We start from the raw sequence: 25,534 nt of genomic DNA on the forward strand, positions 1-25,534 counted from the left end.
CCAGCTCTCCTCGTTCGCCGACCAGGTCACGCGGATGGCGCGGGACGTGGGCACCGAGGGCCGCCTCGGCGGCCAGGCGCGGGTGGACGGCGTCAGCGGCACCTGGAAGGAGCTGACGGACTCGGTCAACTTCATGGCCGGGAACCTGACCTCGCAGGTGCGCCAGATCGCCCAGGTGACCACGGCGGTCGCCCGGGGCGACCTGTCCCAGAAGATCGACGTGGACGCGCGGGGCGAGATCCTCGAGCTGAAGAACACCATCAACACCATGGTCGACCAGCTGTCCGCCTTCGCGGAGCAGGTGACCCGGGTGGCCCGCGAGGTGGGCACGGACGGGCGGCTCGGCGGCCAGGCGCAGGTGCCCGGCGTCGCCGGGGTGTGGCGCGACCTGACCGACTCGGTGAACGGCATGGCCGAGAACCTCACCGGCCAGGTCCGCAACATCGCCCAGGTCGCCACGGCCGTGGCCCGGGGCGACCTGTCCCAGAAGATCGACGTGGACGCCCGGGGCGAGATCCTCGAACTGAAGAACACCCTGAACACCATGGTCGACCAGCTCTCCAACTTCGCGGAGCAGGTCACCCGGGTGGCCCGCGAGGTGGGCACCGAGGGCATCCTGGGCGGCCAGGCCGAGGTGCAGGGCGTCTCCGGCACCTGGAAGGACCTCACCCAGTCCGTCAACTTCATGGCGAACAACCTGACCAGCCAGGTCCGCAACATCGCCGAGGTGACCACGGCGGTGGCCAAGGGCGACCTCTCCAAGAAGATCACCGTCGATGCCAAGGGCGAGATCCTGGAGCTGGTCACCACCGTCAACACGATGGTCGACCAGCTCTCCGACTTCGCGGACGAGGTGACCCGCGTCGCCCGCGAGGTGGGCACGGAGGGCGTGCTCGGCGGGCAGGCCCGGGTGCGCGGGGTCACGGGCATCTGGAAGGACCTCAGCGACAACGTCAACCTGATGGCCAACAACCTGACCAACCAGGTGCGCAACATCGCACGGGTGTCCTCGGCGGTCGCCAACGGCGACCTGACGAAGAAGGTCACGGTCGAGGCGCGCGGAGAGGTCGCCGAGCTCGCCGACACGGTGAACACCATGGTGCGCACCCTGTCGTCCTTCGCGGACGAGGTGACCCGGGTGGCCCGCGAGGTGGGCACGGACGGCCGCCTCGGCGGCCAGGCGCACGTCCCCGGCGTCTCGGGCACCTGGAAGGACCTGACCGAGTCCGTGAACTCGATGGCCTCCAACCTGACCGGCCAGGTGCGCCAGATCGCGACCGTCACCACGGCGATCGCCAAGGGCGACCTCACGCGGAAGATCGACATCGACGCGCGGGGCGAGATCCTGGAGCTCAAGACGACCATCAACACGATGGTGGACCAGCTGTCCTCCTTCGCCGAGGAGGTCACCCGCGTGGCCCGGGAGGTGGGTACCGACGGGCAGCTGGGCGGGCAGGCGCGGGTGCGGGACGTCGACGGCACCTGGCGGGACCTGACCGAGTCGGTCAACGAGATGGCCGGGAACCTGACCCGGCAGGTGCGCGCGATCGCCGCGGTCGCCACCGCGGTGACCCGCGGTGACCTGAACCTGAAGATCGACGTGGACGCGGCGGGCGAGATCCAGGTGCTCCAGGACAACATCAACACCATGATCGCGAACCTGCGCGACACCACCCTCGCCAACGAGGAGCAGGACTGGCTCAAGGGCAACCTGGCCCGGATCTCCGGCCTGATGCAGGGGCGCAGGGACCTCGACGACGTGGCCTCGCTGATCATGAGCGAGCTGACGCCCGTGGTCTCCGCGCAGCACGGTGCCTTCTTCCTGGCGATGCCGACCGGCAGCAGCTCGGACGTGTCGTCGGGCGGGGAGTCCTACGAGCTGGTGATGCGCGGCAGCTACGGCTACTCGGCCGGGCTGATGCCGACGTCCTTCCGGCCCGGCGAGACGCTGATCGGGACCGCGGCCGAGGAGAAGCGCACCATCCTCGTCAACGTGCCCCCGGGCTACCTGAAGATCTCCTCGGGGCTCGGGGAGGCGTCCCCGGCGTATGTGATCGTGCTGCCCGTGCTGTTCGAGGGCAAGGTCCTGGGCGTGATCGAACTGGCCTCCTTCCAGCCGTTCACCCAGATCCAGCGGGACTTCCTGAACCAGATCGCCGAGATGATCGCCACGAGCGTCAACACGATCAGCGTGAACACCAAGACCGAGGTGCTGCTGAAGCAGTCCCAGGAGCTCACCGAGCAGCTGAGGGAGCGTTCCGCCGAGCTGGAGAACCGGCAGAAGGCCCTCCAGGAGTCCAACGCCGAGCTGGAGGAGAAGGCCGAGCTGCTGGCCCAGCAGAACCGGGACATCGAGGTGAAGAACACCGAGATCGAGGAGGCCCGGCAGGTCCTGGAGGAGCGGGCCGAGCAGCTTGCGGTCTCGATGCGCTACAAGTCCGAGTTCCTGGCGAACATGTCGCACGAGCTGCGCACGCCGCTCAACTCGCTGCTGATCCTCGCCAAGCTGCTGGCCGACAACCCGGACACCAACCTCTCGCCGAAGCAGGTGGAGTTCGCCGAGACCATCCACGGCGCCGGCTCCGACCTCCTCCAGCTGATCAACGACATCCTCGACCTGTCGAAGGTCGAGGCGGGCAAGATGGACGTGAGCCCGACCCGTATCGCGCTGGTCCAGCTCGTGGACTACGTGGAGGCGACGTTCCGGCCGCTGACGGCGGAGAAGGGGCTCGACTTCTCGGTGCGGGTCTCGCCGGAGCTCCCGGCCACGCTCCACACCGACGAGCAGCGGCTGCTCCAGGTGCTGCGGAACCTGCTGTCGAACGCGGTGAAGTTCACCGACAGCGGGGCCGTCGAGCTGGTCATCCGGCCCGCCGGAGCGGACGTGCCCGCCTCGATCCGCGAGCAGCTGCTGGAGGCCGGCTCGCTCCAGGACGCGGACGCCGAGCTGATCGCCTTCTCCGTCACCGACACCGGTATCGGGATCGCCGCGGGCAAGATGCGGGTGATCTTCGAGGCGTTCAAGCAGGCCGACGGCACCACCAGCCGCAAGTACGGCGGCACGGGCCTGGGGCTGTCCATCAGCCGGGAGATCGCGCGCCTGCTCGGGGGCGAGATCCACGCGGCCAGCGAACCCGGCCGCGGCTCCACCTTCACCCTGTACCTGCCGCTGCACGCGGGCGAGCTGCCCCCGCAGGGCTACCCGGGGATCGCCCTCGGTGCGCCCCCGGTTGCGATGGAGCTGCCCGTGGCGCAGGAGCCGGGGGAGGGGGAGCACCCGGAGGCGGTGGGCGCCGCGCCCGCGGCCGCCCCGGTGCCGGCTCCGGGGCCGGCGGCCCTCTTCAGGCGCCGGCGCAAGGCGCTCGCCGCGGAGCAGGCCCGGGAGGGAGGGGCCGCGGAGCAGGCGGCCGGGGCCGAGGCGCCCGAGGAGCGCCGCCAGTTCTCGTTCGACGGCGAGAAGGTGCTCATCGTCGACGACGACATCCGCAACGTCTTCGCCCTGACCTCCGTGCTGGAGCAGCACGGGCTGTCGGTGCTGTACGCGGAGAACGGGCGCGAGGGCATCGAGGTCCTGGAGCAGCACGACGACGTCACGGTGGTGCTGATGGACATCATGATGCCGGAGATGGACGGCTACGCGACGACGACCGCGATCCGGCGCATGCCCCAGTTCGCGGGAATGCCGATCATCGCGCTGACGGCGAAGGCGATGAAGGGCGACCGGGAGAAGGCGATCGAGTCGGGTGCCTCCGACTACGTGACCAAGCCCGTCGACCCGGACCACCTGCTGTCGGTGATGGAGCAGTGGATGAACGCGCGATGATCACTCGGGGAGGAGTTCTCCCGCACCCGCCGATCGACTCCGTCCGAAGGGGTGTGGGGGAGTACATTTCGGGGAACGATCCGGTCTCCCCCCACGTTTTCGGTACGTGCACAGTGACATCACGGTGACAGGGTGTGGCGACGGACGGGGTGCGGCTACCATGACCGGCACAAGGACGGGCGACGCGAGACAGTCGTCCCCTGGGGCGGCGCCCGGTGCGTCCTCCGGCTCCGAGAGCCGGGGAGACCCCATGCCGGGACGAGGAGGACGGGGAATGGTGCAGAAGGCCAAGATCCTCCTGGTCGATGACCGGCCGGAGAATCTGCTGGCGCTGGAGGCCATCCTCTCGGCGCTCGATCAGACCCTGGTGCGGGCATCGTCCGGGGAGGAGGCGCTCAAGGCGCTGCTGACGGACGACTTCGCCGTCATCCTGCTGGACGTCCAGATGCCGGGCATGGACGGCTTCGAGACGGCCGCGCACATCAAGCGGCGCGAGAGGACCCGGGACATCCCGATCATCTTCCTCACCGCGATCAACCACGGGCCCCATCACACCTTCCGCGGGTACGCGGCGGGCGCGGTCGACTACATCTCCAAGCCCTTCGACCCGTGGGTGCTCCGGGCCAAGGTGTCCGTCTTCGTCGAGCTCTACATGAAGAACTGCCAGCTCCGCGAGCAGGCGGCACTGCTGCGCCTCCAGCTGGAGGGCGGTCAGGCCGAGAGCGCCGCGGGCCGTGAGCCGGCCGGGCTGCTGGCCGAGTTGTCCGCCAGGCTGGCGGCGGTCGAGGAGCAGGCGGAGGCCCTGTCCAAGCAGCTCGACGACGACGCGGCCGATGCCGCCGCGGTCGCCACGGCGGCCCACCTGGAGCGCAAGCTGACCGGATTGCGTCGTGCGCTCGACGCCCTGGAGCCGGGGACGGGCGGGGCGCCGCCGCTGCCCTCGCAGTCCTGAGCCCCTGGTCCGAGGCGGGCGGCGGCCTCCGGCCGGTTCCCGCCTCACCGTCCGTCGCGGGGCCTCCGGCGGCCCGGCCGGCCCCTTGGGGGCCCCGGGTGACAGGGCGTCAGTCTTCGTCCTTCTCCGGCACGACACGAACGGGTGAAGCAGTGGCCACACGTGTCCCCCGGCGCCCGCACCGGTAACCTCACCACCATGGCCTCACGCACGTCCGGCAAGGGTTCCCAGGGCACGGCGAGCACCGCGAAACCGCGCACCAGCCGTACGACCGGTGCGGCGAAGAAGACTGCGTCCGCCAAGGCCGCCGCCGGGAAGCCGGCCGCGAAGCCCGCCTCCGGACGCAAGCCCGCCGCGCGGAAGGCCCCGGCCAGGAAGGCGGCCGCCCGCAAGCCCGCCCCCGCCGCGCCGTCCCCCACCGGTGGCGTCTACCGGCTCGTGCGCGCCATGTGGCTGGGCGTCGCCCACGCCATCGGGGCGATGCTCCGTGGAATAGGGCGGGGAGCCAAGGGACTTGACCCGGCGCACCGCAAGGACGGCATGGCCCTGCTGCTCCTCGGGCTCGCCCTGATCGTCGCCGCCGGTACCTGGTCGCAGCTGCGGGGCCCGGTCGGAGACCTGGTGGAGATGCTGGTCACCGGCGCGTTCGGCCGTCTCGACCTGCTCGTGCCGCTGCTGCTCGGCGCCGTCGCCGTCCGTCTGATCCTGTATCCGGAGAGGCCCGAGGCCAACGGACGGATCGTCATCGGGCTGTCCGCGCTGGTGATCGGTGTGCTCGGCCAGGTCCACATCGCCTGCGGAACCCCGGGCCGCGGCGAGGGGAGCGAAGCCGTCCGGGACGCGGGCGGCCTCGTCGGCTGGGCCGCCTCCCAGCCGCTGGTCTTCCTCATGGGCGAGGTGCTGGCCGTCCCGCTGCTGCTGCTGCTCACCGTGTTCGGGGTGCTGGTGGTCACCGCCACCCCGGTCAACGCCATTCCCCAGCGCCTGCGGCAGCTCGGGGCGCGCCTCGGCATCGTCGAGCCCCTGCCGGAGCATTCCGCCTCGGAGGACGACGAGCGCTACGAGGAGCAGTGGCGCGAGGCGCTGCCCGCACCGGCCCGCCGGGGCTCCTCCCGGCGCACGGCACGGCCCGCCGACGAGGACCCGGAACGTGCTGAGCGGGAGGCCACCGAGGGCCGCCGCAAGCGCCGTGCGGGGCCCCGGCCGGGAGCGCGCGACGGGCTGGACCCGGTGGACGTCGCCGCCGCGGCCGCCGCCGCGCTCGACGGCGCGGTGCTCAACGGGATGCCGCCCTCCCCGGTGGTCGCCGACCTCACCCGCGACGTGACGGCGGACCGGCGGCGCGCCGCGACCCCGGTGCCCACCGCGCGGGAGCCCGAGGGCGCCGGCGCTTCGGGGCGGTCCTCCGTCCCCGACCTGACCAAGCCCTCCCCCGAGGACCTCCCGCCGCTCCCCCCGCGCGCCGAGCAGCTCCAGCTCTCCGGCGACATCACCTACGCGCTGCCCTCGCTGGACCTGCTGGAGCGCGGCGGACCGGGCAAGACCCGCAGCGCGGCCAACGACGCCGTCGTGGACTCCCTGACCACCGTGTTCACGGAGTTCAAGGTGGACGCGGCCGTCACGGGCTTCACCCGCGGCCCGACGGTCACCCGCTACGAGGTGGAGCTCGGCCCGGCGGTGAAGGTCGAGAAGATCACGGCGCTGACGAAGAACATCGCCTATGCGGTGGCCAGCCCGGACGTGCGGATCATCTCCCCGATCCCGGGCAAGTCCGCGGTCGGCATCGAGATCCCCAACAGCGACCGGGAGATGGTCAACCTCGGCGACGTGCTGCGCCTCGCCGAGGACGACGACCCGATGATGGTGGCCTTCGGCAAGGACGTCGAGGGCGGCTACGTCATGCACAGCCTGGCGCGGATGCCGCACATGCTGGTCGCCGGCGCCACGGGCTCCGGCAAGTCCTCCTGCATCAACTGCCTGATCACGTCGATCATGATGCGGGCGACGCCCGAGGACGTCCGGATGGTCCTGGTCGACCCCAAGCGCGTGGAACTCACCGCGTACGAGGGGATCCCGCACCTGATCACGCCGATCATCACCAACCCCAAGCGCGCCGCGGAGGCCCTCCAGTGGGTCGTGCGCGAGATGGACCTGCGCTACGACGACCTCGCCGCCTTCGGCTACCGGCACATCGACGACTTCAACGAGGCGGTCCGCGAGGGCAAGGTGAAGCTGCCGGAGGGCAGCGAGCGGGAGCTCCAGCCCTACCCCTACCTGCTGGTCATCGTGGACGAGCTGGCCGACCTGATGATGGTGGCCCCCCGGGACGTCGAGGACGCCATCGTGCGCATCACCCAGCTGGCCCGCGCCGCGGGCATCCATCTGGTGCTGGCCACCCAGCGGCCCTCCGTGGACGTCGTCACCGGCCTCATCAAGGCCAACGTCCCCTCCCGGCTCGCCTTCGCCACGTCCTCCCTCGCCGACAGCCGGGTCATCCTGGACCAGCCGGGTGCCGAGAAGCTGATCGGCAAGGGCGACGGGCTGTTCCTGCCGATGGGGGCGAACAAGCCGACCCGTATGCAGGGCGCCTTCGTGACGGAGGAGGAGGTGGCGGCCGTCGTCCGGCACTGCAAGGACCAGATGGCCCCGGTCTTCCGTGAGGACGTGGTGGTCGGCGGCAAGCAGAAGAAGGAGATCGACGAGGAGATCGGCGACGACCTCGACCTGCTGTGCCAGGCGGCCGAGCTGGTGGTCTCGACCCAGTTCGGCTCCACCTCCATGCTCCAGCGCAAGCTCCGTGTGGGCTTCGCGAAGGCGGGCAGGCTCATGGACCTGATGGAGTCGCGGAACATCGTGGGCCCGAGCGAGGGCTCGAAGGCGCGCGACGTTCTGGTGAAACCGGACGAACTGGAGGGAGTGCTCGCCCTGATCCGGGGAGAGACTCCTTCGTAAGGGAGATTCGGGCAACCGTTTCCCCCGGCTGTACGTCACGTTGGAGGGAGGGGCGAGCCCTGTTCCGCCACCGGGCGGACCGGCTGGTCACAAGGCCATTCCGATGGCGTACAAAGTTACGCCGCCCGGTTGCCCCACCCTTTCGCCCCACCCCTAGACTGAACCTCCAGCAGGTGGCTCACGCTCGAAAGGCGCACCCGTGTCCATCGGCAACTCCCCCGAAGACAACCGGCCTTCCGCCCCCGACGACGACCGGCCGTCGATCGGCCATGCCCTCAGGCAGGCGCGTGTCGACGCCGGTCTGAGCGTCGACGAGGTCAGCGTCTCCACCCGGGTGCGCGTTCCCATCGTGCACGGGATCGAGGACGACGACTTCTCCCGCTGCGGCGGCGACGTCTACGCCCGCGGGCACATCCGCACACTGGCCCGGGCCGTCGGGCTCGACCCCGAGCCCCTGATCGCCCGGTACGACGCCGAGCACGGCGGCCGCCCCTCCCCGACACCCGCCGCGCCGCTGTTCGAGGCCGAACGGATCCGGCCCGAGCCGCGGCGCCCGAACTGGACCGCCGCCATGGTCGCGGCCATCGTCGCCGTGGTCGGCTTCGCGGGCTTCACCCTCTTCAGCGGCGACGGCGAGGACAGCGGCTCGGCGGTCGCCGAGGGCACGGCGCCCGAGGCCGAGCCGACGCCCTCGGCGACCCCGGTCAAGCCCGCCGACCCCAAGCCCGAGCCCTCGGACAGCGCCATCGCGGCGGTGCCGAAGGACAAGGTGACCGTGAAGCTCTCGGTCGTCGACGACAAGAGCTGGATCTCGGCCAAGTCGCACAACGGCAAGCTCCTCTTCGACGGGACCCTGCTCAAGGGCCAGTCGAAGACCTTCCAGGACGACGAGCGGGTCGACCTGATCCTCGGCAACGCCGGGGCGATCGAGCTGTACGTGAACGGAAAGAAGATCGACGACGACTTCGAGCTCGGCGGAGTCGAGCGCCTGTCCTACACCAAGGGCGACCCCGCCGCCGGCTGACCCGCGGGGCCGCCGGGGGCGCGTTCGAGGGCGCGCCCCCGGCGCACCAGCGGGGTCCTCGTGCGGCGCGAGGGGCCGGAGGAGGCCTCGGGGCAGGGGCGAGGGCCGGGACGAAGTAGTCTTGAGTCCATGCCCGAACGCCGTACCGTCGCCCTTGTCACCCTTGGCTGCGCCCGTAACGAGGTGGACTCGGAGGAACTCGCAGGCCGCTTGGCAGCGGACGGCTGGGAGCTCGTCGAGGAAGCCGCCGCCGCGGACGTCGCCGTCGTCAACACCTGCGGCTTCGTCGAGGCCGCGAAGAAGGACTCCGTCGACGCCCTGCTGGAGGCCAACGACCTCAAGGACCACGGCCGCACCCAGGCCGTGGTCGCGGTCGGCTGCATGGCCGAGCGGTACGGCAAGGAGCTGGCCGAGGCCCTGCCCGAGGCCGACGGCGTGCTCGGCTTCGACGACTACGCCGACATCTCCGACCGCCTCCGGACCATCCTGAGCGGCGGCGTCCACGCCTCCCACACGCCCCGGGACCGGCGCAAGCTGCTGCCCCTGAGCCCGGTGGAGCGCCAGCAGGCCACCGACGTCGCCCTTCCGGGACACGGCGACACCGCCCCGGCCCCCGCCGACCTCCCCGAGGGCCTCGCCCCCCGGTCCGGCCCCAGGGCGCCCCTGCGCCGCCGGCTCGGCTCCAGCCCCGTCGCCTCCGTGAAGCTGGCCTCGGGCTGCGACCGCCGCTGCACCTTCTGCGCCATCCCGTCCTTCCGGGGCTCCTTCATCTCCCGCCGCCCCGCCGACGTCCTGGGCGAGACCCGCTGGCTGGCCGAGCAGGGTGTGAAGGAGGTCATGCTCGTCTCGGAGAACAACACCTCCTACGGCAAGGACCTCGGCGACATCCGGCTGCTGGAGACCCTGCTGCCCGAGCTCGCGGCCGTCGACGGCATCGAGCGGGTGCGGGTGAGCTACCTCCAGCCCGCCGAGATGCGGCCCGGCCTGATCGACGTGCTGACCTCCACCGAGAAGGTGGCGCCCTACTTCGACCTCTCCTTCCAGCACTCCGCTCCCGGGGTACTGCGTGCCATGCGCCGCTTCGGCGACACCGAGCGCTTCTGGGAGCTGCTGGAGGCCATCCGCTCCAAGGCCCCCGAGGCCGGGGTGCGCTCCAACTTCATCGTCGGCTTCCCCGGCGAGCGCGAGGAGGACTTCGCCGAGCTGGAGCGCTTCCTCGGGGCCGCCCGCCTCGACGCGATCGGTGTCTTCGGCTACAGCGACGAGGAGGGCACCGAGGCGGTCTCCTACGAGGACAAGCTCGGCTCCGAGGTGATCGCCGAGCGGCTCGCCCACCTGTCGAGAGTCGCCGAGGAGCTGACCGCCCAGCGCGCCGAGGAGCGGCTGGGCCAGACGCTGCACGTGCTCGTCGAGTCGGTCGACGAGGAGGAGGGCGCCCTCGGCCGCGCGGCCCACCAGGCCCCCGAGACCGACGGCCAGATCCTGCTGACGAACTCCGCGGGCCTGGTCCCCGGCCGGATGGTGACCGCCAAGGCCGTCGCGGCCGAGGGCGTGGACCTGGTGGCCGAACCGCTGGGCGGGGGGGCGGGGAGATGACCGGAGTGCCGGCATCCGCGACGGGCGGCACCGGCAGGCCGGCGTCCGGCGGCAAGCTGGCCGCGGCGGCCGTCAACCAGGCCAGTCTGTGGAACATCGCCAACATCCTCACGATGATCCGGCTGGTGCTGGTGCCCGCGTTCGTGGTGCTGCTGCTCCAGGACGGCGGGTACGACCCCGTGTGGCGCGCCTGGGCCTGGGCCGCCTTCGCCGTGGCCATGATCACGGATGTCTTCGACGGGCACCTCGCCCGGACGTACGACCTGGTCACCGACTTCGGGAAGATCGCCGACCCGATCGCCGACAAGGCGATCATGGCGGCGGGGCTGATCTGCCTCTCCGTGCTGGGCGACCTGCCCTGGTGGGTGACGTGCGTCATCCTCCTGCGTGAACTGGGGATCACGCTGATGCGCTTCTGGGTGATCCGGCACGGGGTCATCCCCGCCAGCCGCGGGGGCAAGATGAAGACCCTGGCGCAGGGGACCGCGGTGGGCATGTACGTCCTGGCGCTCACCGGGCCGCTCGCCACCCTGCGCTTCTGGGTGATGGCCGTGGCCGTGGTGCTCACGGTGGCCACCGGCCTCGACTACGTGCGCCAGGCGGTCGTGCTCAGGCGCCGGGGCCTGGCCGAGGAGCGGGCCGCCGCAGCGGCGGCGGGGGACCGCCCCGCATGAGCGCCGCCGCCCGGGTACTGGAGCTCCTGGCGCGGCGCGGTGAGACCCTGGCCGTGGCCGAGTCCCTGACGGGCGGCCTCGTCGCGGCCTCGCTGACCGGCGTGCCCGGCGCCTCCCGCAGCTTCCGGGGCTCGGTGACGGCCTATGCGACGGACGTCAAGAGCGGGCTGCTGGGCGTCGATCCCGCGCTGCTGGCCGCCCGCGGGGCCGTGGACGCCGAGGTCGCGGAGCAGATGGCGGCCGGGGTGCGGCGGCTCCTCGGCGCCGCCTGGGGGATCGCCACCACCGGCGTCGCGGGGCCCGATCGGCAGGACGGACAGCCCGTGGGAACGGTGTACGTTGCCGTTTCGGGACCCTCGGGAGCCGGGAAAAGCGCCGCGCTGCGGTTGAACGGCGGTCGGGAGGAAATCCGTAGAGAGAGTGTGCTGAGGGTAATCGACCTGCTCTCCGGCGAACTGCACGGGAATGCGCGGGCACAGGATACGGAACAGAACGGGGGGACTTGATGTTTGCAGCCCTGAGTGAACACGACATCGCTCCCCGCACGGCCGCGGCACGAGGCGGTACGGTGGGGCGTGAAGGATGCGGCTACGCGGTCCGAGGAGGGAGCCACCGATGATTCTGCTCCGTCGCCTGCTGGGTGACGTGCTGCGTCGGCAGCGCCAGCGCCAGGGCCGTACTCTGCGCGAAGTCTCCTCGTCCGCCCGAGTCTCACTCGGCTATCTCTCCGAGGTGGAGCGGGGGCAGAAGGAGGCTTCCTCCGAGCTGCTCTCCGCTATCTGCGACGCGCTTGACGTACGGATGTCCGAGCTCATGCGTGAGGTGAGCGACGAACTGTCCCTGGCCGAGCTGGCCGAGTCGGCCGCCGCCACCGAGCCGGTGCCCGCTCCGGTACGTCCGATGCTGGGTTCCGTCTCCGTGACGTCGGTGACGGGTGTGCCGACCGAGCGCGTGACGATCAAGGCGCCCGCGGAGGCGGTCGACGTCGTCGCCGCCTGATCCACGGGCATCCGAGTCGAGGTGTTTCGGGCAAGGTCCCGAGTGGTACGCGCGTACCACTCGGGACCCTGCCGTTTCCGGTGCGGTACCTCCCCACATGACCCTTTTGGGTAGTTGTGCGATCGTGGGGCGTAGTCGGCAAGCCCGGATGGAGGACGCATGTCTGTCGTGAAGAGCCCGCTGTCGGAGACCGACCTGAAGGCGGTCGGTGAGGCACTGCGAGGCGCCCTGGTGGACCTGGTGGATCTGGCCCTGGTCGCCAAGCAGGTGCACTGGAACGTGGTCGGGCCCCGTTTCCGCTCCGTCCACCTCCAGCTGGACGAGGTCGTGGACACGGCTCGCCTGCACTCCGACACCGTCGCCGAGCGCGCCTCCGCGATCGGCGTGAACCCGGACGGGCGCGCGGGGACCGTCGCCGCCCAGAGCGCGATCGGGACCGTGCCCGAGGGCTGGATCCAGGACACGGACGCCGTGAAGGCCCTGGTGGACGCCCTGAGCGCGGTCATCGGCCGGATGCGGGAGCGGATCGAGGTGACGGAGAAGCCCGACCCCGTCAGCCAGGACATCCTGATCTCGCTCACCGCCGATCTGGAGAAACACGCCTGGATGTTCCAGGCGGAGTCGGCCTGAGCGGGACCCGACCACCCCGTCGGCACCGCGCGGAGCACACGCCCCGTGCGGCCCGGCCCGGTGGCGGGGCGCCCGGCGCGATAGCCGGCCCGGCCCGGTGGCACGCTCTCCCCGCGGCGGGCGCGGTGACCGCGGCGGCCATGGCGGTCGTCGCGCTCGCCGCGCTCGCCGCGCTCGCCGCGCTCGCCGCGGGGGGCCTGTGGTGGTGGGCCGTGCTGCGCCTGGTGGTGGCGCCGGAGCACACGGGAGTGCTGGAGGGGGCGGTGGCGGCGAGCGGCTGGGGCCTCAGCCTGCTGCCCGTGCACGTCGCCTCGCGTGCCTCCCGGCGCCGGGCGGCACGCGAGGCCGTCAGGGCGACGGGCCGGGCTGGCAGCCGCGACACCAGTAGGTGACCCGCTCGTTCCGGCCCGGCTCGGGACTGGCCCTGCCGACCGGCGCGCCGCAGCGCGGGCAGGGGCGCCCTCCACGGCCGTACACGTGCAGGCGGCCGGGGGCGCGGGCCGCGGTGGTGGTGCGGTCGCTGCGGGTCTTGTTGGCCTCCAGCAGCCGGTGCGCCGTCGTCACCAGGCGCAGCGGGACGTCCCCCGGCAGATCGCCGACCGGCAGCCAGGGGGAGACACGCGCGAGGAAGGCCAGCTCGCAGGCGTAGACGTTGCCGATCCCCGCGAGGTTGCGCTGGTCGAGCAGGGCGTCGACCAGCGGCCTGGCCGGGTCGCGGAGCAGTCGGGCGGCGGCCGCCCCCGGGTCCCAGTCCGGCCCGAGGAGGTCCGGCCCGAGGTGCCCCACCACTTGGTGCTCGTCCTCGGTGCGCAGCAGGTCGAGCACGGGGAGCCGGTAGCCGACCGCGGTGCGGGAGGCGTTGGCGAGCACCGCGCGGATCTCGTGCCAGGGTCCTCCCCGCGGGCGCTCGTCCGCGGCGAACACCCGCCAGGAGCCCTCCATCCGCAGGTGGGAGTGGAGGGTGAGCCCGCCCTCGAACCGGGTGAGCAGGTGCTTGCCCCGCGGGACGACGCCGAGCACCCGCCGTCCGGTCAGGTCCACGGTCGCGAGCCGGGGGACCCGCAGGTCCGAAACGGTGAGCACCTGCTCGGCCAGGGCCTCGTGCAGCCGGTGCGCGGCCAGCCAGACGGTGTCTCCTTCGGGCATGCCTCCATGATGCGCGACCGGGGACGGGGGACCGCGGTGCGCCGGGCGCAGGGGACCGCGGGCGGTGCACCCCCGAGTCCCGCCGACCCGTGCGCTCCCGCACCCTCTCGCGGCCGACCGTCAGGGACGCAGGCGCAGCCCCCTCGGGGTGGCGTGGAAGCCCGCCCCCTCCAGCACCCGCCCGAGGGGCGAGGTCAGCGCGGGTGCCCCGTTGGTCCGCTCGACCGTCACCGTGCCCAGGGCCCCCTCGCGGGCGGCGTCCGCGAGGGCGCGTGCCGCCGCGTGCAGCGCCGGGGCGTCCGGATCCCGCGCCCAGGCGAGCAGCGTCCGGCCCCCGCGCTCCACGTAGAGCGTCAGCTCCCCGTCGACGAGCACCACGAGGGACCCCGCCTTGCGCCCCGGCTTGTGCCCCGCGCCCTCCGGCGGATCCGGCCACGGCAGGGCGGCGCCGTAGGCGTTCGCCGGGTCCGCCGCGGCGAGAACCACCGCCTGGGGTGCGGAGGACCCCTCCGCGCGGTCCCGGGCGGAGGCCGCGGCCCTCAGCCGGTCGACGGCGCCGTCCATGGCGAACTGCGCGGCGCCCAGACCCTCGACCACATAGCCGCGACGGGCCTGGCCGCTGTCCTCGAAGGCCGACAGCACCCGGTAGGCCGCCGAGAACCCGCCCTCGACGCCCTCGGCGGAGACCGCCCCCCGGGTCACCACGCCGTGCCGGTCGAGCAGGGTGCGCGCGAGCGCATGGGCGCGCAGGGTCGCCTCCTCCTCGGGCGCGGGCAGCAGCGACCAGCGCCCGGCCATCGTCGGCGGACCCGAGCGGGACACCGGCCGGGCCCCCGCCGACGCGACCCCGTAGCGGCCCCGGGGCACGGTGCGGCGGGCGCGGTGCGCCGTGGAACCGGCGGTGCGGCCCGATCCGAGGAGTGCGCGCAGCGGGGCGAGGCCGTCGTTGGTGAGCCGGCCGGACCAGGCCAGGTCCCATACGGCGTCGGCCAGCTGCACGTCGGTCGCCTCCGGATGCGTGGTGGCACGCACCCGGTCGGCGATCTGCCGGAAGAACAGCCCGTAACCCCCGGACAGGGCGCCGAGCACGGAGTCGTGCAGCGCGGTGAGTTCCAGCGGATGGGGCGGGGGCAGCAGCAGGGGAGCGGCGTCGGCGAGGTACAGGCGCACCCATCCGTCCTTGCCGGGCAGCGCACCCGCACCCGCCCACAGCACCTCTCCGGTGGTGGTCAGCTCGTCGAGCAGCGCGGGCGCGTAGCCGAGCACCCGGGACGGCAGCACCAGGCGCTCCAGTGCCGACGCCGGAACCGCCGCGCCCTGCAGCTGCTCGACGGCCCGTGCCAGACCGTCGATCCCGCGCAGCCGCCCCGCACCCATGTGCTGCCACTGAGGAAGGAACGCGGCGAGCGCCGACGGCGGTACCGGTTCCACCTCCTGGCGGAGCGCGGCCAGCGACCGCCGCCGCAGTCTGCGGAGCACCGCCGCGTCGCACCACTCCTGGCCCGCGCCTGCGGGATGGAACTCCCCCTGGACCACCCGGCCGGACCCGGCCAGCCGCGCCAGCGCGCCCTCGGTCACCGCGGTGCCCAGCCCGAAGCGCGCCGCGGCCCGCGCGGAGGTGAACGGGCCCCGGGTGCGTGCGAACCGGGCGAGCAGATCGCCGAGAGGGTCCTTGACCGGCTCGGTGAACGCCTCCGGCACACCCACCGGGAGAGCCGTGCCCAGGGCGTCCCGCAGCCGCCCCGCGTCCTCGACGGCCGCCCAGTGGTCGTGTCCGGCGACCCGCACCCGGATCGCGCGGCGCGCTCCCTCCAGCTCCACCGCCCAGGCCGGATCCGCCCCGCGCGCGGCGAGCTCCGTGTCCGTCAGCGGGCCGAGGACCCGCAGCAGGTCCGCGACGCCCTCCGCGTCCTTCACCCGGCGTTCCTCGGTGAGCCACTGCAGTTCGCGCTCCAGCTCCGCCAGGACCTCCGCGTCGAGCAGCTCGCGCAGCTCCGCCTGGCCGAGCAGTTCGGACAGCAGCCGGGAGTCCAGGGAGAGCGCGGCCGCCCGGCGTTCGGCGAGGGGGGAGTCCCCCTCGTAGAGGAACTGGGCCACGTAGCCGAAGAGCAGTGAGCGTGCGAAGGGCGAGGGCTCGGGCGTGGTGACCTCCACCAGGCGGACCCGGCGGGACTCGATGTCGCCCATCAGCTCCGTGAGGCCCGGGACGTCGAAGACGTCCTGGAGGCACTCGCGGACGGCCTCCAGCACGATCGGGAACGAGCCGAACTCGCTGGCGACCTGTAGCAGTTGGGCCGCCCGCTGCCGCTGCTGCCACAGCGGGGTGCGGCGCCCCGGCGTCCGGCGCGGCAGCAGCAGGGCGCGCGCCGCGCACTCGCGGAAGCGGGAGGCGAACAGGGCGGAGCCGCCCACCTGGTCGGTCACGATCTGCGCGACCTCGCCCTGGTCGAAGACGGTGTCCGACGCCCCGACCGGAGCCTGCTCGCCGTCGAACGCGGCACCGGGACGGGCCGGATCGCCGTCCAGCAGGTCGAGGCCCATCAGGTCCGCGTCGGGCAGCCGCAGCACGATCCCGTCGTCGGCGTGCATGACCTGCGCGTCCATGCCGTACCGCTCGGCCAGCCGGGCTCCCAGGGCCAGCGCCCAGGGGGCGTGCACCTGGGCCCCGAACGGGGAGTGGATGACGACCCGCCAGTCGCCGAGCTCGTCGCGGAAGCGCTCCACCAGCACGGTGCGGTCGTCAGGGACGTGGCCGCAGGCGCGCCGCTGCTCGTCGAGGTAGGCCAGGACGTTCTCCGCGGCCCAGGTGTCGAGCCCGGCGGAGCGCAGCCGCCGCCGTGCGTCCTCCGGTTGCAGGCCGCCCAGCTCCCGCAGGAACGCGCCCACCGCGCGCCCCAGTTCCAGCGGCCGCCCCAGCTGGTCCCCCTTCCAGAAGGGCAGCCGCCCCGGCACCCCGGGAGCGGGGGAGACCAGGACGCGGTCGCGGGTGATGTCCTCGATCCGCCAGGACGTGGTGCCGAGGGTGAAGACGTCCCCCACGCGTGACTCGTAGACCATCTCCTCGTCGAGCTCCCCGACCCGGCCGCCGCCCTTCCTGGGGTCGGCCCCCGCCAGGAAGACGCCGAACATGCCCCGGTCCGGGATCGTTCCGCCGGAGGTGACCGCGAGCCGCTGGGCCCCCGGCCGCCCGGTGACGGTGCCCGCCACCCGGTCCCAGACCACCCGCGGGCGCAACTCGGCGAAGGCGTCCGAGGGGTAGCGTCCGGCCAGCATGTCCAGCACGGCCGTGAACGCGGACTCGGGCAGAGCGGCGAACGGCGCCGCCCGCCGTACCAGGGCCAGCAGGTCGTCGGCCCCCCAGCTGTCCAGCGCGGTCATCGCCACCAGCTGCTGCGCCAGCACGTCGAGCGGGTTCGCCGGGATCCGCAGCGACTCGATGGCCCCCGACCGCATCCGCTCCGTCACCACGGCGGCCTGCACGAGGTCTCCGCGGTACTTGGGGAAGACGACACCCGTGGACACCGCCCCCACCTGGTGGCCCGCCCGGCCGACGCGCTGGAGGCCGGAGGCGACCGAGGGCGGCGACTCGACCTGGACCACCAGGTCCACCGCCCCCATGTCGATGCCGAGTTCCAGGCTGGAGGTGGCCACCACCGCGGGCAGCCGGCCCGCCTTCAGGTCCTCCTCGACCTGGGCGCGCTGCTCCTTGGACACCGAGCCGTGGTGGGCGCGGGCCAGCACGGCCGGGGCCCCCTTCGCGGAGCCCGACTGGGCCATGATCTCCGCGGGAGGCGCCCCCTCGGGCAGCGGTGCGCCCTCGGCCCGCTCGTGGGCGATCTCGTTGAGGCGGTTGCACAGCCGCTCCGCCAGCCGCCGGGAGTTGGCGAAGACGATGGTGGAGCGGTGGGCCTGGACCAGGTCGGCGATGCGCTCCTCGACATGCGGCCAGATCGAGGGCCGCTCGCCGGGAGCCCCGGAGGCGTCGGCCGCGGGCGCTCCCCCCAGCTCCCCCAGGTCCTCCACGGGGACGACCACCGACAGGTCGAACTCCTTGCCCGACGGCGGCTGCACGATCTCCACCCGGCGCCGCGGGGACAGGTAGCGGGCCACCTCGTCGACCGGTCTGACGGTGGCGGACAGGCCGATCCGGCGGGCCGGGCGGGGCAGCAGCTCGTCCAGCCGCTCCAGCGACAGCGCCAGGTGCGCCCCGCGCTTGGTGCCCGCGACGGCGTGGACCTCGTCGAGGATCACGGTCTCGACCCCTGCCAGCGCCTCCCGCGCGGAGGAGGTCAGCATCAGGAACAGCGACTCGGGCGTGGTGATCAGGATGTCCGGGGGGCGCGTGGCGAGGGCCCTGCGCTCGGCCGCGGGCGTGTCCCCCGAGCGGATGCCGACGCGCACCTCGGGCTCCGGCAGCCCCCGGCGGACGGCCTCCTGCCGGATGCCCGTCAGCGGGCTGCGCAGATTGCGCTCCACGTCGACGGCCAGGGCCTTCAGCGGGGACACGTAGAGCACGCGGCAGCGGCTGCGGGCGTCGGCCGGGGGCGGCGCGGCGGCGAGGCGGTCCAGCGCGGAGAGGAACGCGGCCAGCGTCTTGCCGGACCCGGTGGGGGCCACCACGAGGACGTCCGAGCCCTCGCCGATCGCCGCCCAGGCTCCCTCCTGGGCGGCCGTGGGGGCGCGGAAGGCACCCGTGAACCAGCCGCGGGTCGCGGGGGAGAACCGGTCGAGCGCTGTCGGGGCCATGAACCCCATCGTGCACCCCGCCACCGACAACGGCGGTCCGCCGGGGCCGAGCCCCCGCGGAGAGGCGTCCGCCCGGTGCCGGGATCCGCCGGCGGCGGTGGCCCGCCCCCGCGCCCTGCCCGTGCGCGTCCCGGGGCGGACGCGGTCCCGGGCTGTCGGCGGCGGGGCGCAGAATGGCCTGTATGGAGACGCACGCGGCACCGGACCGGAAGGACGAGTGGGCCCGCCACTGGCAGTACCCCGGTGTGCCCGGCCTGGACCTGCTGCAGGCCCGCTACGTGCGCCACTCCTTCACCCGTCACGCCCACGAGGGCTTCGTGCTGGGCGCGGTGCGGCGGGGCATCGAGGACGTCGCCCTGCCCGGCGGCACGATCCGCGCCCTGCCCGGCACGGTGGTGATGATCAACCCCGAGGTGCCGCACTCCGCGAGGGCCGGGGTCCCCGAGGGCTGGGTGTACTCGACGCTCTACCCCTCGTCCGCACTGGTCGCGGGCATCGCCGCGGAGACCACGAGCCTGCGCGGAACGGCGGGCTTCGCCGAGACCATCGTCCGCGACCCCTCCGCCTCGCACCTGGTGCACGCGGTGCACCGGGCCGCGGAGGAGGGCAACGCGCTCGCCGCCGACAGCGTGCTGCGACTCGTGGTCGCCCGGTTGCTGCGCCGCCACGGGGGCGCCCTTCCCTCCAGGCCGGTTCCGGCGGCGGGGGCGCGTACCGCGGAGCGGGCCCGCGAGGTGCTTCAGGCGCGGATGGCCGCTCCCCCTTCGCTGGAGGAGCTGGCGCGCGAACTCGGGACCGGCACCTTCGCCCTGCTGCGCGCGTTCAAGGCGGCGTACGGCCTGCCGCCGCACACCTGGCTGACCGATGCCCGGGTGCGCCGTGCACGCGGCCTGCTGGACGCGGGCGCCACCCCGGCGGAGGCGGCGGTGGCCGTCGGCTTCACCGACCAGCCGCACCTGAACCGCCACTTCACCCGGATCGTCGGCGTGCCGCCGGGCGCGTACCGGCGGGAGCGCACCGGGGCGGGGAGCCGTCCCGAGGGCGGCGCGGGGCGCTGAGGGGCGGCGGCCCCTCGGGCCGCAAGAACGTACAAGACCGCAGGCCGGGGGCATGCCTAGAGTCGCGGCGTGGCAGAACAGACAGCTCCAGCTCCCCCCGGAACACCCCCGGGCGCCCCGCCCGGGGACGGCCCGGGCCCCACAGCGGCCGCCGCGCCCCCGCACGGCCCGGCCCACCGGCCCGGCCCGGCCGAGGCCGCCGCGCCCGGGTCCGACGCGGCCGTCGTCCGGGACGCGCTCGGCGTCGGCGTCGCCGTCGGCCTGTCCGGCTTCGCCTTCGGCGTGACCTCGGCCGGCGCCGGGCTGAGCGTCCTGCAGACCTGCGCGCTCAGCCTGCTCGTCTTCACCGGCGCCTCGCAGTTCGCCCTGGTCGGAGCCCTGGCGGCGGGTGGCAACCCGCTCACCGCGGCCGCCGGCGCCTTCTTCCTCGGCGTCCGCAACGCCTTCTACGGGCTGCGGCTGTCGCAACTGCTCGCCCTGCCCCGCTCCGTGACGCCCCTCGCGGCCCACTGGGTCATCGACGAGACGACGGCCGTGGCGCTCGCGCAGCGCTCCCGCCGCGGTGTCCGCCTCGGGTTCACCGTCACCGGGCTCACTCTGTACGTCCTGTGGAACCTGACCACGCTGCTCGGCGCCCTGGGTGCCGAGGCGCTCGGCGACACCGGGGCCTGGGGCCTCGACGCGGCCGGGCCGGCGGTGTTCCTGGCTCTGCTCGCGCCGATGCTGCGCACGGCCACCGAGCGGGCGGTCGCCGCCCTCGCCGTGCTGCTCGGCCTCGGCCTGCTGCCGGTGCTGCCCGCCGGGGTCCCGGTGCTGGTGGCCGGACTGGCCGCCCCCGCCGTGCTGTGGCTCAAGGGGCGGGCGCTCGGATCCGGACGCCCGCCGGCCTCCGGCCGGGCCGACGGCGCCACGTCCGCGACGACCCCCGAGGAGGACCGGTGAGTGTCTGGATCGCGATCGCACTGACCGCCGCCGGCTGCTACCTGGCCAAACTGGTCGGGCTGCTGGTGCCCGCGCACACCCTGGAGCGCCCCTCCGTGCAGCGGCTCGCCGCGCTGCTCCCCGTGGCCCTGCTCGCCTCGCTCACCGCGCAGCAGACCTTCGGCGACGGTCACGCCCTCGTGCTCGACGCCCGGGCGGCGGGAGTCGCCGCGGCCGGTCTCGCCCTCGTCCTGCGCGCCCCCTTCCTGGTGGTCGTGGGCGTGGCGGTGGCGGTCACGGCGGGCGTGCGGGCCCTCGGCGGCTGAGCCCGGCCGGAGGGCGCGCTGCCGGTCGGGGCGCCCGCCCCCCCAGGCGGTCAGGGGCCGACGGGCCGCCCGTGGGCACGCAGCGTCCGCAGGGCCTCCACCGTCGCGACCGGCCGGTTCTCCAGTGACGCCGCCGGGGCCCACTCCCGCCCGGGCGCGGGCCAGCCCCCGTCCTCCTGCTGGCGGGAGGCGAGGCGGTCCAGGGACCGCTCCATCTCCTCGTCGGTGAACCAGTGGCGGGCCAGCGAGCCGGGGGTCGGCGCGTAGTCGTGCGGCAGCGGCCCGCCACCGGAGGGAGTCCCGCCCGCGGGGTCGGCACCCTCCCCGGGCGGCGGGTCGAGCACGACCAGGCGCCGCTCGCGCACCAGGCGGCCGAGGCGGTCGGCCGAGGCCTCGGCGCGGGAGCGGTCCGGGACGCTGTCCAGGAAGACGACGGCCGCCCCGACGTCCCGGGGGCGCGCGGTCTCGCCGAGCGCGTCCACGGCCGCCCAGCAGAAGTCGGTGGCCCTGAACAGCCAGGCGTGCCAGACCTGGTTGCGGTGGAGCAGACCGACCACCGGGCCGGTGGCGAGCAGGGCGCTCGGCGGCTCGTCGGCGACCGCGAGGGCGGGTGCCGAGGGGAAGCCGCGCTGCGAGGGATGGACGGCGGGCAGCGCGCCGTCCGGGGTGGACACCGCCGTGAGGTAGCGGCACATGCGCTCCACCCTCAGGCCGCCGCAGCGCCCGATGGAGTCGAGGACGCGCAGGGCGTGGGCGGTGTGCAGGGGCTGGCTCACGGGCCCCCGCAGATCGGGGTCGAGCGCGTGGCCGAAACCCCCGTCCTCGTTGCGGTAGGCGGCCAGGGCCGCCTCGACGGGTTCGGCCGCCCCGCCGAGGAAGTGGTAGGCGAAACGCCGCTGTTCGAGGACGCGTGCCGTCAGCCAGATGAAGCGCTCGGCGCGGGCGAGTGAGGACGCGGTCGGCGTCGCTGTGGTTGCTCCGGTTCCAGCCATGGTCCGACGTTAGGGCGGAAAAGGCTTTCGGCGAGGCTCTCCCGGCGGGCTGCACCCCCAGGGGCGGGATACTGGCGTCATGCGGTTGACGACTTTCTGGGAACGGATGGCGGACCACTTCGGCTCGGGGTACGCGGACTCCTTCGCCCGGGACCATGTGATGGCCGAGCTGGGCGGCCGGACGGTCCACCAGGCGCTCGACGCCGGATGGGAGGCGAAGGACGTCTGGCGGGCGGTCTGCTCCGCCATGGCGATCCCCGCCGAGAAGCGCTGAGGAGGCCCGGGGAGCGCCGCGCCCCGGCCCGGCCCCGGCAGCGCCGCCTGCCCGCCCGCACGCGCCTGTGAGCCCGGGCGGTCCGGCCGCCGCCGGTCACGGGGCAGGGCGGCGGGGCACGCTCCCGATACGCGACACTGGCCCGGTGGACCTGACCGACAGCACCCGCCAGGACGACGGCGCCCCCGACCCCGCGGAGCATCCCGCCCCCGCCCCGCCTCCCGCGCGGGAGGGCGGCCGGCCGGCCGACCCCGCCGCCTCCGGGAGCGAGCCGCCCCCGCGGGCAGGTGCCCCGGCCGCGGCGCGGATGCCGCGCTGGCTGCCGCGCGCCATGGTGCTGGCGCTGGCCCTCTACGCCTGCCTCCAGCTGGGTACCTGGGCCTTCCACCAGCTCATCGGTCTGCTGGTCAACGTCCTGATCGCCTTCTTCATCGCCCTGGCGGTGGAACCGGCGGTGAGCCGGATGGCGGCGCGCGGGATGCGGCGGGGGCTGGCCACGTTCCTGGTGTTCTCCGCGGTCCTGGTGGCGGGCGTCGGGTTCGTGGTGATCCTCGGCTCGATGCTCGCCGGCCAGATCATCGACATGGTGGAGGACCTGCCCACCTACATCGACTCCGTCATCCGGTGGGTGAACGCCACGTTCCACACCGAGCTCTCCCGGGTCGAGGTCCAGGACAGCCTGCTGCGCTCGGACTGGCTGCAGAAGTACGTGCAGAACAGCGCCTCCGGCGTGCTGGACGTCTCCGCCCAGGTCCTCGGCGGGCTCTTCCGGCTGCTCACGATCTTCCTCTTCTCGTTCTACTTCGCCGCCGACGGGCCCCGGCTGCGGCGCGCGCTGTGCTCGGTCCTCCCGCCGAACCGGCAGGCGGAGGTGCTGCGGGCCTGGGAGATCGCCGTCGACAAGACCGGGGGCTACCTCTACTCCCGCGGGCTGATGGCCCTGGTCTCGGGCCTGGCCCACTTCGTCCTGCTGGAGTTCCTCGGGGTGCCCTACGCGCCGGCGCTGGCGGTCTGGGTGGGTCTGGTGTCCCAGTTCATCCCCACCATCGGCACCTACCTGGCGGGGGCCCTGCCGATGCTCATCGCCTTCACCGTGGACCCGTGGTACGCGGTCTGGGTGCTCGGCTTCGTCGTGGTGTACCAGCAGTTCGAGAACTACGTCCTGCAGCCCAAGCTGACCGCGCGGACCGTCGACATCCACCCGGCGGTCGCCTTCGGGTCGGTGGTCGCGGGCACGGCGCTGCTCGGGGCGGTGGGTGCGCTGATCGCCATTCCGGCCGTCGCGACGCTCCAGGCGTTCCTCGGTGCCTACGTGAAGCGCTACGACGTGGCGGACGAACGCCGGCTGCAGGGCCGGCGGCGCGGGGGCGGGCGCCGGGTGGTGGCCCAGGTGCGGCGCGCGCTCGCGGACCGCCGGGACGGGGCGGCCGGGGCGCCGGGGGACGGGTGAGGGGGCGGCCGGGGCGCTGAGCGGGGTGTCGTGCGGCTTCCGGGCGGGCTCCCGCGTGGGCGCTTGACACGAAAATCGAACATCCATTCTTATGGAGGTCCGGCCCCGGTGCCGCGGTGGGCCGCGGTTGTCCACAGGCCGGAGGGACGTCGGGGCCCGTTGTCAGTGGCAGGGGTTAGCGTCTTTGACGTGAAGCGATCGACTCAAGCAAATCGGGTGGAACCCATGGCAGGAACCGACCGCGAGAAGGCGCTCGACGCCGCGCTCGCGCAGATTGAACGGCAGTTCGGCAAGGGTGCCGTCATGCGGCTCGGCGAGCGGCCGAACGAGCCCATCGAGGTCATCCCCACCGGGTCGACCGCTCTCGACGTGGCCCTCGGCGTCGGCGGCCTGCCGCGCGGACGCGTCGTGGAGATCTACGGCCCGGAGTCCTCCGGTAAGACGACCCTCACCCTGCACGCCGTGGCCAACGCCCAGCGCGCCGGCGGCCAGGTCGCCTTCGTCGACGCGGAGCACGCCCTCGACCCGGAGTACGCCAAGAAGCTCGGCGTCGACATCGACAGTCTGATCCTCTCCCAGCCGGACAACGGCGAGCAGGCCCTGGAGATCGTCGACATGCTCGTGCGCTCCGGCGCACTGGACCTCATCGTGATCGACTCCGTCGCCGCACTGGTGCCGCGGGCGGAGATCGAGGGCGAGATGGGCGACTCGCACGTGGGTCTCCAGGCCCGGCTGATGAGCCAGGCCCTGCGGAAGATCACCAGCGCCCTCAACCAGTCGAAGACCACGGCGATCTTCATCAACCAGCTCCGCGAGAAGATCGGTGTGATGTTCGGCTCCCCCGAGACCACGACCGGTGGCCGGGCCCTGAAGTTCTACGCCTCGGTGCGCATCGACATCCGGCGCATCGAGACCCTGAAGGACGGCACCGAGGCCGTCGGCAACCGCACCCGCTGCAAGGTGGTCAAGAACAAGGTCGCGCCGCCGTTCAAGCAGGCCGAGTTCGACATCCTCTACGGCCAGGGCATCAGCCGCGAGGGCGGCCTGATCGACATGGGCGTGGAGCACGGTTTCGTGCGCAAGGCGGGAGCCTGGTACACGTACGAGGGCGACCAGCTGGGGCAGGGCAAGGAGAACGCGCGCAACTTCCTCAAGGACAACCCGGACCTCGCCAACGAGATCGAGAAGAAGATCAAGGAGAAGCTCGGCGTCGGTGTGCGCCCCGACACCGAGGCGTCCGAGAGCGGAGCCGAGGCCCCGGCCGCCACCCCGGCCGAGGACGCCAAGGCCGTGCCGGCGTCGGCGGCCAAGGCGAAGTCGGCCAAGGCGGCGGCCAAGGCCTGATCCGTGACCCGGCGCACCGAATGGCCGGGCGACAGCGCCGACCCGTCGAGGGCCGGGGAGGCGCTGCCGCCCCAGGATCCGGCGGAGCGGGCGCGGGCGGTCTGCCTGCGCCTGCTCACCGGCACCCCGCGTACCCGCAAGCAGCTCGCGGACGCGCTCCGCAAGCGCGAGATCCCCGAGGACGTGGCGGAGGAGGTGCTCTCGCGCTTCGAGGAGGTCGGCCTGATCGACGACGCCGCCTTCGCGGGCGCCTGGGTGGAGTCCCGCCACCACGGGCGCGGTCTCGCCCGCCGGGCGCTCGCGCGCGAACTGCGCACCAAGGGCGTCGACGGCGCCTTGATCGACGAGGCGGTGGGACAGCTCGACGGCGAGCAGGAGGAGGAGACCGCCCGCGAACTGGTGGCCCGCAAGCTCCGGTCCACCCGCGGTCTGGACCGAGACCGGCGCATCCGGCGGCTGGCGGGGATGCTGGCCCGCAAGGGCTACCCCGAGGGGCTGTCACTGCGGATCGTCCGCCAGGCCCTCGAAGCGGAGGGAGAGGACGTGGACGACCTGGAGGGCCCGGTGCACTGAAGATCCGCGCCGGGCACCGGCGCCCGGCCGCGGAGCTGAGGGCCAAGCCCCGGC

General features: G+C 73.6%; 20 protein-coding genes. 17 read left to right on the plus strand and 3 right to left on the minus strand.

Features of this window, described 5'->3' with window-relative positions; all coding sequences use genetic code 11:
* The 10 genes from NPS70_RS19345 to NPS70_RS19390 form a co-directional block, all read left to right on the plus strand.
* The coding region (locus NPS70_RS19345) for a HAMP domain-containing protein (RefSeq protein WP_256525574.1) at window positions 1-3,823 on the plus strand (3,823 nt) is incomplete at its 5' end.
* 274 nt (window positions 3,824-4,097) lie between these two features.
* Window positions 4,098-4,775, plus strand: coding sequence for a two-component system response regulator (locus tag NPS70_RS19350; protein WP_256525575.1), 678 nt, complete (start codon window positions 4,098-4,100; stop codon window positions 4,773-4,775).
* A gap of 198 nt (window positions 4,776-4,973) precedes the next feature.
* Window positions 4,974-7,727 carry a DNA translocase FtsK gene (locus NPS70_RS19355; protein ID WP_256525576.1) on the plus strand — a complete coding sequence of 918 codons (2,754 nt, stop codon included), beginning with the start codon at window positions 4,974-4,976 and terminating at the stop codon, window positions 7,725-7,727.
* 199 nt (window positions 7,728-7,926) lie between these two features.
* Window positions 7,927-8,751: a helix-turn-helix domain-containing protein gene (locus tag NPS70_RS19360; protein WP_256525577.1), complete on the plus strand. Its 825-nt coding sequence runs from the start codon at window positions 7,927-7,929 to the stop codon at window positions 8,749-8,751.
* Window positions 8,752-8,880: 129 nt separating this feature from the next.
* Window positions 8,881-10,347 carry a 30S ribosomal protein S12 methylthiotransferase RimO gene (gene rimO, locus NPS70_RS19365; RefSeq protein WP_256525578.1) on the plus strand — a complete coding sequence of 489 codons (1,467 nt, stop codon included), beginning with the start codon at window positions 8,881-8,883 and terminating at the stop codon, window positions 10,345-10,347.
* A complete protein-coding gene (pgsA, locus tag NPS70_RS19370; RefSeq protein ID WP_256525579.1) occupies window positions 10,344-11,021 on the plus strand; it encodes a CDP-diacylglycerol--glycerol-3-phosphate 3-phosphatidyltransferase in 678 nt (225 codons plus the stop codon). The genes rimO and pgsA overlap by 4 nt, the downstream gene beginning before the upstream one ends.
* Entirely contained in the window at window positions 11,018-11,527 is a 510-nt protein-coding gene (locus tag NPS70_RS19375) for a CinA family protein (RefSeq protein WP_256525580.1), read from the plus strand. The genes pgsA and NPS70_RS19375 overlap by 4 nt, the downstream gene beginning before the upstream one ends.
* A 109-nt stretch (window positions 11,528-11,636) precedes the next feature.
* Entirely contained in the window at window positions 11,637-12,020 is a 384-nt protein-coding gene (locus tag NPS70_RS19380) for a helix-turn-helix domain-containing protein (RefSeq protein WP_256525581.1), read from the plus strand.
* A 159-nt stretch (window positions 12,021-12,179) separates the two neighbouring features.
* Complete coding sequence (locus tag NPS70_RS19385) at window positions 12,180-12,650, plus strand: Dps family protein (protein WP_256525582.1); 471 nt, start codon at window positions 12,180-12,182, stop codon at window positions 12,648-12,650.
* Window positions 12,651-12,790: 140 nt separating this feature from the next.
* Window positions 12,791-13,042, plus strand: a complete 252-nt coding sequence (locus NPS70_RS19390) for a hypothetical protein (RefSeq protein ID WP_256525583.1) — start codon at window positions 12,791-12,793, stop codon at window positions 13,040-13,042.
* Here the strand turns inward: NPS70_RS19390 and NPS70_RS19395 are convergent.
* Window positions 12,999-13,796: an Fpg/Nei family DNA glycosylase gene (locus NPS70_RS19395; protein WP_256525584.1), complete on the minus strand. Its 798-nt coding sequence runs from the start codon at window positions 13,794-13,796 to the stop codon at window positions 12,999-13,001. The two genes, NPS70_RS19390 and NPS70_RS19395, sit on opposite strands and share 44 nt — an antisense overlap.
* Window positions 13,797-13,916: 120 nt before the next feature.
* Entirely contained in the window at window positions 13,917-18,542 is a 4,626-nt protein-coding gene (locus NPS70_RS19400; protein WP_256525585.1) for an ATP-dependent helicase, read from the minus strand.
* Window positions 18,543-18,724: 182 nt separating this feature from the next.
* Between NPS70_RS19400 and NPS70_RS19405 the strand changes: the two genes are divergently transcribed.
* The 3 genes from NPS70_RS19405 to NPS70_RS19415 all read left to right on the plus strand — a co-directional run bounded on the left by NPS70_RS19405 (window position 18,725) and on the right by NPS70_RS19415 (window position 20,847).
* Window positions 18,725-19,600, plus strand: coding sequence for an AraC family transcriptional regulator (locus NPS70_RS19405; protein ID WP_256525586.1), 876 nt, complete (start codon window positions 18,725-18,727; stop codon window positions 19,598-19,600).
* Between the two features lie 69 nt (window positions 19,601-19,669).
* Window positions 19,670-20,542: an AzlC family ABC transporter permease gene (locus tag NPS70_RS19410; protein WP_256525587.1), complete on the plus strand. Its 873-nt coding sequence runs from the start codon at window positions 19,670-19,672 to the stop codon at window positions 20,540-20,542.
* Window positions 20,539-20,847: an AzlD domain-containing protein gene (locus NPS70_RS19415; protein WP_256525588.1), complete on the plus strand. Its 309-nt coding sequence runs from the start codon at window positions 20,539-20,541 to the stop codon at window positions 20,845-20,847. The genes NPS70_RS19410 and NPS70_RS19415 overlap by 4 nt, the downstream gene beginning before the upstream one ends.
* 50 nt (window positions 20,848-20,897) lie before the next feature.
* Here the strand turns inward: NPS70_RS19415 and NPS70_RS19420 are convergent, their stop codons facing one another.
* A complete protein-coding gene (locus NPS70_RS19420; RefSeq protein WP_256525589.1) occupies window positions 20,898-21,839 on the minus strand; it encodes a hypothetical protein in 942 nt (313 codons plus the stop codon).
* Window positions 21,840-21,918: 79 nt separating this feature from the next.
* Here NPS70_RS19420 and NPS70_RS19425 point away from each other — a divergent pair, with 79 nt between their 5' ends.
* From NPS70_RS19425 to recX, 4 genes are all read left to right on the plus strand, one after another.
* Window positions 21,919-22,113, plus strand: coding sequence for a DUF3046 domain-containing protein (locus tag NPS70_RS19425; protein WP_256525590.1), 195 nt, complete (start codon window positions 21,919-21,921; stop codon window positions 22,111-22,113).
* 307 nt (window positions 22,114-22,420) lie between these two features.
* Entirely contained in the window at window positions 22,421-23,563 is a 1,143-nt protein-coding gene (locus NPS70_RS19430) for an AI-2E family transporter (protein ID WP_305886103.1), read from the plus strand.
* Window positions 23,564-23,788: 225 nt separating this feature from the next.
* Window positions 23,789-24,907 carry a recombinase RecA gene (gene recA / locus NPS70_RS19435; protein ID WP_256525592.1) on the plus strand — a complete coding sequence of 373 codons (1,119 nt, stop codon included), beginning with the start codon at window positions 23,789-23,791 and terminating at the stop codon, window positions 24,905-24,907.
* Between the two features lie 3 nt (window positions 24,908-24,910).
* Window positions 24,911-25,480 carry a recombination regulator RecX gene (gene recX / locus NPS70_RS19440; protein WP_256525593.1) on the plus strand — a complete coding sequence of 190 codons (570 nt, stop codon included), beginning with the start codon at window positions 24,911-24,913 and terminating at the stop codon, window positions 25,478-25,480.
* Window positions 25,481-25,534: the final 54 nt, after the last annotated feature.

The sequence above is a fragment of the Streptomyces sp. C10-9-1 genome (assembly GCF_024497955.1).
In the GTDB taxonomy this organism is placed as follows: Bacteria; Actinomycetota; Actinomycetes; order Streptomycetales; family Streptomycetaceae; genus Streptomyces; species Streptomyces sanyensis.